The 12,497-nt window shown below is 25.0% G+C and carries 8 protein-coding genes and 1 other RNA gene; 3 read left to right on the top strand and 6 right to left on the bottom strand.

What is annotated here, in order from left to right:
- Positions 1 to 59 precede the first annotated feature (59 nt).
- The 4 genes from dapE to AB4W64_RS00475 all read right to left on the bottom strand — a co-directional run bounded on the left by dapE (position 60) and on the right by AB4W64_RS00475 (position 5,760).
- Positions 60 to 1,187, bottom strand: a complete 1,128-nt coding sequence (gene dapE, locus AB4W64_RS00490; RefSeq protein WP_367678105.1) for a succinyl-diaminopimelate desuccinylase — start codon at positions 1,185 to 1,187, stop codon at positions 60 to 62.
- Positions 1,188 to 1,284: 97 nt separating this feature from the next.
- A complete protein-coding gene (gene tkt, locus AB4W64_RS00485) occupies positions 1,285 to 3,282 on the bottom strand; it encodes a transketolase (protein WP_367678104.1) in 1,998 nt (665 codons plus the stop codon).
- 35 nt (positions 3,283 to 3,317) lie between these two features.
- Complete coding sequence (gene tal, locus AB4W64_RS00480) at positions 3,318 to 4,268, bottom strand: transaldolase (protein ID WP_367678103.1); 951 nt, start codon at positions 4,266 to 4,268, stop codon at positions 3,318 to 3,320.
- A gap of 271 nt (positions 4,269 to 4,539) precedes the next feature.
- On the bottom strand, positions 4,540 to 5,760 hold the full coding sequence (locus tag AB4W64_RS00475; protein WP_367678102.1) for a beta-ketoacyl synthase N-terminal-like domain-containing protein: 1,221 nt from the start codon (positions 5,758 to 5,760) through the stop codon (positions 4,540 to 4,542).
- Positions 5,761 to 5,862: 102 nt separating this feature from the next.
- Here AB4W64_RS00475 and rsmI point away from each other — a divergent pair, with 102 nt between their 5' ends.
- Positions 5,863 to 6,738: a 16S rRNA (cytidine(1402)-2'-O)-methyltransferase gene (rsmI, locus tag AB4W64_RS00470; protein ID WP_367678101.1), complete on the top strand. Its 876-nt coding sequence runs from the start codon at positions 5,863 to 5,865 to the stop codon at positions 6,736 to 6,738.
- A gap of 5 nt (positions 6,739 to 6,743) precedes the next feature.
- An RNA gene (rnpB, locus tag AB4W64_RS00465) (RNase P RNA component class A) lies at positions 6,744 to 7,120 on the top strand.
- An 82-nt stretch (positions 7,121 to 7,202) separates the two neighbouring features.
- Here the strand turns inward: rnpB and pmbA are convergent.
- Entirely contained in the window at positions 7,203 to 8,543 is a 1,341-nt protein-coding gene (gene pmbA / locus AB4W64_RS00460; protein WP_367678100.1) for a metalloprotease PmbA, read from the bottom strand.
- A 208-nt stretch (positions 8,544 to 8,751) separates the two neighbouring features.
- On the opposite strand from pmbA, the gene ppa reads away from it, so the two are divergent.
- Positions 8,752 to 9,282: an inorganic diphosphatase gene (gene ppa / locus AB4W64_RS00455; protein ID WP_367678099.1), complete on the top strand. Its 531-nt coding sequence runs from the start codon at positions 8,752 to 8,754 to the stop codon at positions 9,280 to 9,282.
- 20 nt (positions 9,283 to 9,302) lie between these two features.
- Here the strand turns inward: ppa and AB4W64_RS00450 are convergent, their stop codons facing one another.
- The gene (locus AB4W64_RS00450) at positions 9,303 to 12,194 is read right to left on the bottom strand and encodes a translocation/assembly module TamB (RefSeq protein ID WP_367678098.1); all 2,892 of its coding nucleotides are present in this window, start codon (positions 12,192 to 12,194) and stop codon (positions 9,303 to 9,305) included.
- Between the last annotated feature and the right edge of the window lie 303 nt (positions 12,195 to 12,497).

The raw sequence follows: 12,497 nt of genomic DNA, 5'->3' as shown, positions 1-12,497 counted from the left end.
CACTGATAACAAAGATTTTACAATTAAAATCTCATTAGAAGTATTTTTCATAAAACTAATTAAGCAAATAGCTTTTTCATTATATCTTCATACATTAAACCTAAAATTTGTAAATCAGATATCTTAACACATTCGTTTACTTTATGAATTGTATTATTAGTTAATCCTAACTCTACTATTTCAGAACCCATTAATGAAACAAATCGACCATCAGAAGTACCACCAGAAGTAGATAAAATAGGTTTGATTTTTTTGAAATGCATAATAGACTCTACGACAGTATCTAATAATAGGCCTTTTTTAGTAATAAATGGTTTTCCTGAAAGATACCATCTTATTGAATAATTAATATTATTTTCATCTAATACATTCTGAATTTTAGATTTAATCTCTGCATCAGATAATTCTGTACTAAAACGAATGTTAAATTGAACAAACAAAGATCCTGGAATAATATTATTAGTTCCATCTCCTGCCTTTATATTTGCAATATTAATAGTAGTTGGCGTAAAAAAATCATTACCATTATCTAATTTAGTAGATATTATTTTTAAAAGAACAGGCAATCCTTTATGTATCGGATTATCAGCTAATTCAGGATATGCAATATGACCCTGTATTCCATGGATAGTTAAATTTGCTGTAATAGAACCACGTCGACCATTTTTGATGACATCACCAACGGAATTAGTACTAGATGGCTCTCCTATTAAACAATAATCAATAATATCCTTTTTAGAAATCAAGTATTCAATTACTTTAATAGTACCATCAATAGCACTAGACTCTTCATCAGAAGTAATTAAAAAAGATAAACGTCCTTTATGATTAGGATTTTTCTTTACAAAATTCTCAACTGCAATAACCATAGCAGATAAAGAACCTTTCATGTCTGAAGCCCCTCGACCAAATAAAAATCCATTATTAATAACTGGATCAAAGGGATTAGTATCCCAATTTTTATTTTCACCAGGTGATACTACGTCTGTATGACCTAAAAAAGTTAATGTTTTACCGATACCCTTTACAGCCCAAAAATTTTTTGTATTATTTATATTAATTATTTTAACTTGAAATCCAATTTTACGTAAACGATTTATAATAATGTCTTGACAACCTAAATCTTGTGGACTAATTGATGGAATACGAATTAGTTTTTGTGCTAATTTAATTATGGAACAAATCATCTTTTTTCCTAATATATATTCTTAATAATCTATTTTTTATTATAAAAAATAGATGGGGTTATAAATGAATAAAACCCCATCAATATTTAAATAAGTTCTAAGAATTTAATAATTTTATTGATTTATCGACTATATTTTCTACCGTAAAACCAAATTTTCTAAACAAATCTTCTGCTGGAGCTGATTCACCAAACGTATTCATACCGATAATCAGACCATGTATACCTACATATTTATACCAAAAATCTTTTATACTTGCTTCAATTGCAACTCTTTTAGTAACATAAGAAGGTAATATAAATTCTTTATAAGAGATATCTTGTCTATCAAAAACATCAGTAGAAGGCATTGATACTACCCGTATAGAATATCCTAAAGAAACAATTTTTTTAGCAGCAATTAAAGTAACATTAAGCTCTGATCCAGTAGAAATAAAAACAATATCGAGTCTTTTTTTAGAATCATATAATATATATGCTCCTCTAGAAATATTTTTTAATTGTTGAGGATTTCTATTAAATTGAAAAAGATTTTGACGTGATAAAATTAATGCTGTTGGGCCTGTTTTTTTTTCAATAGCAAATTTCCAAGCTACTGCTGTCTCTACTTGATCACTAGGTCTCCATACATCTATATTTGGAGTCATTCGTAAACTAGACAATTGCTCTACTGGCTGATGCGTTGGACCATCTTCTCCTAATCCGATAGAATCATGAGTATATACAAAAATATGTTTAGTACTCATTAAAGCCGCCATACGAACTGCATTACGCGCATATTCTACAAACATCAAAAATGTAGCAGTATACGGGATAAATCCTCCATGATGCGCAATACCATTGGCAATTGCTGTCATTCCAAACTCACGCACTCCATAATGAATATAATTTCCAGATGAATTGTCAGTAATAGAAAGAGAAAAAGAGCATTTAGTTAAATTACTAGGAGACAAATCAGCTGATCCACCCATCAACTCAGGTAATATTTTACCAAATTCTTCTAACGTATTTTGTGAAGCTTGACGACTAGCAATGTTTTGTGTATTTTTTTGCAAAGAACAAATATAATTATTAGTTTTTTTATCCCAATTGATAGGTAATTCTTTATTGATTCGTCTTAAATATTCAACTGATAAATCTGGATACTTTAATTGATATGCATAAAATGTTTTATTCCATTTTTGTTCGAATTTAGAACCTTGTTTTTTAAAATTCCATTTTTTGTAAATTTTATCAGGTATTTGAAAAGGAGGATACTTCCAATTTAGTTTTTCTCTAGTTAAAAGAATTTCTTTTTCTCCTAAAGGAGCTCCATGTGATTCTGCTGTTCCTGATTTATTAGGAGAACCAAAACCAATAACTGTATTACAAATAATAATTGAAGGTTTATTTGTTATTAATTTTGCTTCTTCTATACTATTTTTGATAGATTTATAATCATGACCATCAATTTTATCTAGAACATGCCAATTGTAAGATTCAAAACGCTTTGCTGTATCATCTGTAAACCAACTAGATACTTTACCATCTATAGAAATACCATTTTTATCATAAAAAACAATTAATTTACCAAGTTTTAAAGTTCCAGCCAAAGAACATACTTCATGCGAAATACCTTCCATCAAACAACCATCACCGATAAAAACCCAAGTATAGTGATTAACTATGTCATAGTTTGGTCGATTAAAATAAGAACTTAAAGTTTTTTCTGCAATTGCCATACCAACAGCATTAGCTAAACCTTGTCCTAAAGGTCCTGTAGTTGTTTCAACACCAGGAGTTTCACCTGTTTCAGGATGTCCAGGAGTCTTTGAATTAATTTTTCTAAAATTTTTTAATTCTTCTATAGATAAATCATATCCAGTAAGATGTAATAAACTGTACAACAACATAGAACCATGTCCGTTAGAAAGAACAAAACGATCACGATCATTCCAATCCGGATTCTCTGGATTATGTTTCAAAAAATCTCTCCATAATACTTCAGCAATATCTGCCATTCCCATAGGCATACCAGGATGTCCAGATTTTGCATTTTGTACAGCATCTATACTTAACATTCTAATAGCATTGGCTAGTTCTGTTCGTGAACACATATATTTTCCTTGAATGTAAAATAAAAAATCAATTATTATATTTTTTTAGAAATTATTTTTTCTAAGGATAATTGATCTTTTGCAAAATTTCTTATGCCTTCTGATAACTTTTGAACAGCCATCGCATCTTGATTATGTTCCCATCTAAATTCTTCTTGAGATAATGGCATAGGAGGAGTTAAAAAAGTAGTAGGTGGAATAAGTTTTCTTTCTAAACATTTATTATTAGACTCTAATTCTTTTAATAAAATAGGTGAAATAGTTAATCGATCACATCCAGATAAATCTAATATTTGTTGAATATTACGAAAACTTGCACCCATAATTATAGTTTTATAATTATATTTTTTATAGTAATCGTATATTTTACAAACAGACATAACACCAGGATCTTTTTCCACAGAAGATTCTGATATTAATTTTTGAGAAACATACCAGTCATAAATCCGTCCAACAAAAGGAGAAATTAAAAATACAGCTGCTTCAGCACAGACACGTGCTTGAGCAAAAGAAAACAAAAGAGTTAGATTACAAAGAATGTTATCTTTTTTAAGTTCTGCTGCAGCTTTTATACACTCCCATGTAGCAGCTAACTTAATTAAAATTCTTGATCTAGAAATGCCTTGTTCTTCATATAAATTTATTATTTTTTTTGCTTTTAAAATACATTTTTCTGTGCTAAAAGATAAACGTGCATCCACTTCACTAGAAATATAACCTGGTATATATTTTAAAATTTCAATTCCTAGATCTACTAATATTTTATCACTAGCATTAATTATTTGATCTTTGTATAATCCTCCTTTCTTTTTTGCATATTTTACTGCTTTATCGATAAAATGATTATTTATACTAGAATTTACAGCTTGCAGTATTAAAGATGGATTAGTAGTAGCATCCTCTGGATTATACTTACAAATAGATTCTATATCACTAGTATCAGCTACAACAGTTGTAAACTTTTTTAATGCATCTAATTGATTCATATTTTAATCTCGTTATTGTTCGAATATAAAAAATGTAAATTAACATATATTTAAATCATATATAAAATATACATTTTATTTAATACTAATGCATGATAAATTCTTCATAAGAAAAAAATCATTTTAATATTAACAATATTAAAATGATTTTATTTCTTTAAATTATTTTTAAAATATATGTTTCTATATACTAAAAAATAACCATTGATTATATAATAAAATTATCTAACATATATAAAATAGTATAAAAACAAAATTTAATAAAAAAATACTAGTATTTTTTTATTATCAAAGATACATTTGTACCACCAAATCCAAAACTATTAGACATGGCTATATTAATTTTTGTATTTATAGTTTTCTGTACAATGTTCATATCTTTTGCATAAGGTTCTAATATTTCAATATTAATTGTCGGAGCTATAAAATTATATTTTAACATTAACAATGTATAAATAATTTCGTGCACTCCCGATGCTCCTAATGCATGACCTGTTATTGATTTTGTTGCTGAAATCATTGGTTTTTTTTCATTATTAAATACTTTCTTAATGGCTTTTAATTCCATTAAATCACCAATTTTAGTAGATGTTCCATGTACATTAACATAATCAATACATATTTTTTTATTTTCTTTTGCTAAATTCATGCAACGAACTGCGCCACTTCCTGAAGGTACAACCATACTGAAACCATCAGATGTTGTAGCATATCCAACTATTTCGGCATAAATATTAGCAGAACGCGATAAAGCTAAATTCAACTCTTCAATAACTAATATGCCCGCACCACCGGAAATAACAAAACCATCACGGTTAATATCATAAACACGTGATGCTTTATTAGGAGTATTATTAAAATTAGTCGAAAGCGCTCTCATCGCATCAAATTCACTAGCTAATTCTAAACTGACTTCATCACCACCACCTGCGAAAATAAGATCTTGTTTACCACATTTTATTAATTCAAACGCATTGCCAATACAATGAGCAGAAGTTGTACAAGCAGAACTTATTGAATAATTTATTCCATAAATTTTAAATATCGTAGATAAGCATGCTGATACCCCAGAAGGCATTGTTTTTATCGCAATGTAAGGACTAATATCATTAAAAGTACGTATACTTTTTATAGATTTTATATCATTTTTCATATAATATTTAGGAAAACCGCATCCTGAACCAGCAATTAATCCTACACGAGGATTTTTTTGATACTCTTGATTTTTAATTTTAGAATCTCTAATAGCTTCAATCATGGCTAAAAAAGCATACATAGAAGCATCGTTCATAAACCGATCCATCTTATGTTTGATAAAATGTTTTTTTGTTAACTTAATATTCCCCCAAATTTGACTACGCATGCCAAATTTTTTCATTTCTTCCGAAAATACAACACCAGAAGTTCCATTATATAAAGAATCTAATACTTCTTTTTTATTATTTCCGATGCTAGAAATAATACCAAAACCTGTAATCACCACTCGTTTCACTTATAATCCTTATATCTATAAAAAAAATTATGTATATAATAGAAATATAATTTTTTAAAAATATTTTATCACCTCATACATGAAAAACATTATGGATAAAAAATGAAAAAATTGTATAATGGTACTCTTTACATTGTACCTACACCTATCGGAAATTTATCAGATATCACTCATCGAGCATTAGAAGTACTAAAAAATGTTAATTTGATTGCTGCTGAAAATATTAGACACACCAATATTTTACTACAACATTTTAATATTAAAAACCATCTAATATCAATGAACAAAGAAAATGAAAAAGATAAGAGTAATAATTTAATTAAAGAGCTACAGAAAGGAAAAAAAATTGCTCTAGTTTCTAATGCAGGCACTCCAATTATTAATGATCCCGGTAATATATTAATTAAAAAATGTCATTTTTTTAATATTCAAGTCATCCCACTTCCTGGAGCTTGTGCTGCTATTACAGCCTTAAGTGCTTCTGGAATATATAACAATCGTTTTTGTTATGAAGGTTTTCTTCCCTCTAAAAAAAAAACAAGATGTGATTTACTTCATTCTTTAAAAGAAGAAACAAGAACAATTATTTTTTATGAAACTAAGCATAGAATACTTGAAAGTATACGAGATATAACAGAACAAATAGATAAAAATAGACATGTAGTAATAGCTAGAGAAATTACTAAGAAATGGGAATCTATTTATGGAGCAACAGCAATTTCAATCCTAAAATGGCTCCAAGAAGATAAATATCGTTATCAAGGAGAAATGGTAATTATTATAGATGGTTTTAAACCATTAAAGACCACCGTTATAACAAAAAAAACATTAGACACATTTTATATATTAAGAAATTTTTTTTCATTAAAAAAAGCTGTTTTAATTACTTCTAAAATACATAAAGTTAGTAAAAACAATTTATATAAACATGTAATAAAAAATAATAATGACAATTTTATTGAAACAATGTACAATTAAAATTTGAAGTTGACCAAACAGTCGCTGTTTAGTTTTATAAAAAAATTAAAAAGAGGAAAGTCCGGGCTCCAGAGAGCAGGGTGCCAGATAACATCTGGAAAGCGTAAGCTTATGACTAGTGCAACAGAAAATAAACCACCTATTTTTTTAAATTATCAATAAAATACGGCCAGGGTGAAAAGGTGTGGTAAGAGCACACCGCATATTTGGTAACAAATTTATGGCATGGTAAACTCCACCCGGAGCAAAGCCAAATATAGGGTGTTTTTTCCGTATTGCTCGTACTATTTAAACCTGGGTAGGCTGCTTGAGTTAGTAAGTGATTACTAATCTAGATGAATGACTGTTAAAACAGAACCCGGCTTAAAGGTCAACTTCATTCTATTATAAAAACACATCACCTTAATATATTATAAAGGTAATAAATTTATTACCTTTAATAAAAATTTATAAAAAATAAAATATTAGTTACCAGACACTTGCATTTCAGATAATAAAATTGAGCCACATTGAATGTTATTGCGTGTATCAATATCATTACTAATACTAATAATATTGTTCCACATGCTTCTTAAATTTCCAGATATAGTAATCTCATTAACAGGATAAGAAATTTTTCCATTTTCAATCCAAAAGCCTATTGCTCCACGTGAATAATTTCCACTAACTATATCTACACCTTGTCCCATTAATTCAGTTACTAATACACCTTGATGCATTTTTTTTAATAATTCTTCAAAAGATGTACAATTATTTGAAACTAACCAATTATAAATTCCCCCAGCATTTCCTGTACTATCTAAATTTAGTTTACGACCATTATAACTGTTTAATAACCATGTTGTTAACACACCATTTTCAATAATATGTTTAATCTTTGTTGTTACACCTTCGTTATCAAAAGGTTTACTCGCTAAACCCTGTTTTAAATGAGGATTTTCTTGAATGTTAAGCCATTCAGGAAAAATTCTTTTTTTTAAATCGTTAATTAAAAAAGTAGATTTTTGATAAACATTATCTCCACTAATCGCATTAGCAAGATGTGAAAAAAAAATATGAGATATCTCTGCTGAAAAAATTATTGGAGACTTCATAGTACGCATTTTTCGTGAACCTAAACGAGATAAAACACGTCTAGCAGTTTTTTGACCTAATATTTCTGATTTTTCTAAATTTTCTATTTTTCTTGAGATAGAATAATCAAAATCTCTTTGCATAGATTTTTGATCTCGAGCAATCATACAATTATAAGTTGAATAACAAGTAGATTTATATTTTTCTAACATACCTAAGCTATTACCAAAAACATTTATAGTAATGTTACTATTAAAAAAACTACCTTCACTATTAACAATTCTTTTATCAAACTTAAAAGCTTCTTTTTCTGCAATAGTAGCATATTGAATTGCATGTTCTATATTGAACTCCCATGGATGAAATAAATCAATATTTATAGCACGAAAACATAATAAATTTATATCAGGTAAACCTGAAAAAAAATCAGAAGAAGAATGCTTTGAAATGTCGATAGCCATATTCAACATACTTGTAATACCACTGAGACTAAAATCTTTCGATGAAACACTACCTTTGGAAAATTTATTGTATACTGTTATTAACAGTCCACCATCACTATTAAATTCAACATTTTCAACAATATTATTTCTGACATTAACACTAATACCTATTGTTTTTTTAATAGAAACCTCGATAGCAGTTGTTTTATTTTTAGCAATTTCTAATGTTTTTTTTACTGTGTTTATCAGAAACAATTCTTCTTTTTCTATGTCTTTTATTATTTGCATATAAAGATCCTTAAAAATATATTTTTAATATATTCATATTATATTAAACAAAACAAAAATTAAAATAAATTACTTTACGTATAAAAAAATGGATTTAATTTTTCCTAAATGTTAAAATTTTATTAAATTAGAATATATTTTTTCATTTTTATAAAAAAATTGATTGAAAATTAATTACTTATACAGAGAGTATTATAAAGGAATACTTATGAATTTAAATAAAATTATTGCCGGTGATAATATACCAAATGATATATACGTTATAATAGAAATTTCATCAAATTCATCTCCAATTAAATATGAAATAGATAAAAAATCAGGTATGCTATTTGTAGACAGATTTATATCAACTCCAATGTTTTATCCTTGTAACTATGGCTATATAAATCAAACATTGTCTTTAGACGGTGATCCTTTAGATGTTTTAGTACCTTCTTATTATCCTATACAATCTCATTGTGTTATTCATTGTAAGCCTATTGGAATATTAAACATGCATGACGAATCAGGAGACGATGCTAAAATTATAGCTGTACCTAATAGTAAAATCTGTAAAGAATATGAAAACATAAATGATATATCAGATCTATCAAAATTGTTAAAAAAACAAATTTCACATTTCTTTCAGCATTATAAACAACTAGAAACAGAAAAATGGGTCAAAATTACAGGATGGGGAAATCATAAAGATGCAAAAAAAGAAATACAAGTTGCATACAATCGTGCAAAAAAAAATTAATAATATTAATAAAATTTTTTCTAAAAAATAAAATCTTTTTCATCAATTTTAAAAAAAAATAAAGCACATCTTATATATCCAAGTATATCATATTTGTTCAGTAAATAATGTAATTCTAATTGAGAAGAAAACTTTACTTTTATTTTAGGAAAAATTTCTATAACTATTTTTTTACTATAAAATGAAACATTCCATTCTGGATTTTTATTATTTAAAAATGTATTTAATCTAAATAATATATTAGCGTTCTTTATCATAATCTCTTGATTAATTTTTATATGCTCTGTTTTACCTATAAAATAAGGAAAAAATAAAGTTATATACTTTAATATATTATCACTTTTAATAAAAATATTTTTTAGATTAACATCAGCCGACACTTTAGGCCGATATAAAGTTCCAAAAAATTTTATTTTACCATCAAAAACACCATCTACTTGTTTAAAATTTGTAGTAAAAAAGTTAATCAAAGAGATTGGAAAATTAGAAATAATAGAATTACCTTCTATATTTTTTTGATTATAAATATCTAAAATATTTAAATATCCAGAAATATTTTTTTCTAATGAAGTGATATATTTTGTTACTGTCCATTTACTTTTAAGATTATTATTTCTAAAATTAAGAAATATTTTTATATCATCTACGTCTTCATAAAATACTGCTTCTTTAGTTACTTTTGATAGTTTAACGTTTTTACTTTTCAAAAACATTTTTACATGATATAAATCTTTTCCTAATATCCATTTTAATTTTGCTTGAACAGACAATTTACTTTTAAAATCAATATGATGATGTTTCAATATGTTAAAAAGAGATTTTTTTATTTTATATAAAAAAGTGTTTTTTAATTTTTCTTTTTTTTCATAAATATTATTAATATTTTTATTCTTATTATAATAAAAACGAGGACTTTTTTGAGTAATTAATTCACCTAAAAAAGTTCTAATATTAATTTTTTTAAATGAACCGTGCCAATCACCTGTTTTATTATCAATCATGCTTTTTAAAGCTACATTTACATATAAATCAGGACTGTTTAATAAAAAACAAAAATTTTGTTTTTTATTATTCCAATTAGCTTTAATGCGTAAAAAATTAATATAAAATTTATCAAGCTGCAATTTTTTCACATCAAGTAGAACTTTTCCCGGTAACGCATTTTTTATATTTATATTCGAAAACATTCTTAGACTGTTTAAGTGTATATTATTCCAATTTAAATTACGTGCTAAAATTTTATTTGTCATCATAGGTAATCTGTAATTGCCATATAAATTTAGTTTAGATTTAACTTTACCCTGTAAATTAGGTAAAAAATAATCTAAATTATTGGCATAAACAGAAGAATAAATATTAATTCTCTTTCCTAACAAACCTTTTAAATATAATTTGTTTTTTCCAGCGAATATATCTAATCTAGGAATTTTTAAAACATTAAAATTTTTATAGCATAAGGAACCTAATATGGAGAAATTTTTTTGCATTATATTCCCATCTAAATGTATTTTAGAAGCACATAAATTATATATATTATTACTAGATTTGCCTGATAAATGAATCTTTCCTATTAATTGAGAAATAGATTGATGGTATTCCAAAACACTTTTTAAAGGAATTATTTTTTTATGAAAAAAACTTTTTTTAAGAATAAAATATCTTATTTTTTTTAAAAAAATATTCTTTAAATCACCATGCCCATTAATTTTGATAAAAATTGATGGCATACCCTTTATACTTAAAATATTCTTTAAAGATAAAGAATAGTGATTTTTTTTTCCCATTAAAGTAATATTAAAATTCTTTAATTTTAAAATTAATTTTTTTTTTATAAAAAAAGATAAATTATTACTGTTTAAATGTAAAAAAAATGAATGATTTAAATTCTGTAATAGCATTAAACCATGTATATTAATTTTGTAGAAATTATTAAATTTTAATTGAAAAATAAATTGATTTTTTAAACTAGCTTTAAATGAAATATCTATCGTTTTCTTATAAAAATTAGGCATTAATATTTTATTTTCTATATTAAATATAATCGAATTACTATTAAAAATAATTTTTCCATAAGATTGAATATTTAAAAGATTTGAATTTATTTTTATTTTTTTTATGTTTAAAATGTTTTTTATTACTTGAACTTGTAATTCTAATGATAAAAAAGTATCAATATTATTATTTGAAAAATTTAAATTTTTACATTTTAAAAATGTTAAATTAATATTTAATGGAATGAAAATTTTTGATTGAGTAGATAAAAAATGCAGAAAACTATTTATTTTTTCAATGTCAAAAATACCATTTATAGCTTCTAAAGTATTTTTTTTAAAACTTTTTTTTAATTTAATATTTGAATCTGTCAAGGATACTACGTGCATAGTATCAACATAAGTAGGAGAAAAAGTAACAGTGTTATTTATTAAATTTATACCACTATAAACATTTGATAAAAATACATTTATATTGCTTGTTTTTAACAAAATTTTATCAATATGTATTTTTTTAAAGATTATAGAATATTTAATAAATATATTTTTTTTTATAATATTAGAAGAGGCATCCTTGGTAAAAGGATAAGAAGACCTGTTTTTTTTTAATAAAACTATTAAATTTTTTGTCTCAATTTCTTTGCATACTGTTGATTTCTGAAATAACGATTGAATGTCTAATGTTATATGTATACTATCTGCTTTAACAAAAAATTCTGAAGTATTATAACGAATATTGTTCAATGTAAAATCACGCCAATTTCCTGATACTTCTTCTATTTTTAATCCTATAAAGAATTGATTAGTAAAATTAAAAATAAGTTTAAAACCAATATTACTTTCTATACATAATAAAAAAATAATACAAATACCAGAAAAAAAAATCAAAGATTTAGACAAGTATCTCTGATATATACTCATAAAAAATTGTCCTGATTCAATATTAAATTATTAACTTAAGAAATGCATTTATGATAAATATAAATAATATTTAATATAAAAAATCTTTTGTATATTAAAGAAAACAAAAAAAATATTTTATTTTTAAATATTAAGTCTTATTAATTATTGTAAATATTAAAAATTACAGATACATATTTTTTTGTAAAAAATTTATTAAAAATATTACTTATCAAATTTATAAAAATTAAGATATATCAAATATCTATTATACTTTTTTATAATATGTTAAAATATTTTTTATATCATTATCATCTTTACAGA

The organism is Buchnera aphidicola (Brachycaudus tragopogonis) (genome assembly GCF_964059175.1).
GTDB classification, from domain to species: domain Bacteria; phylum Pseudomonadota; class Gammaproteobacteria; order Enterobacterales; family Enterobacteriaceae; genus Buchnera; species Buchnera aphidicola_BM.
This window is presented reverse-complemented; position numbering and strand designations above follow the sequence as displayed.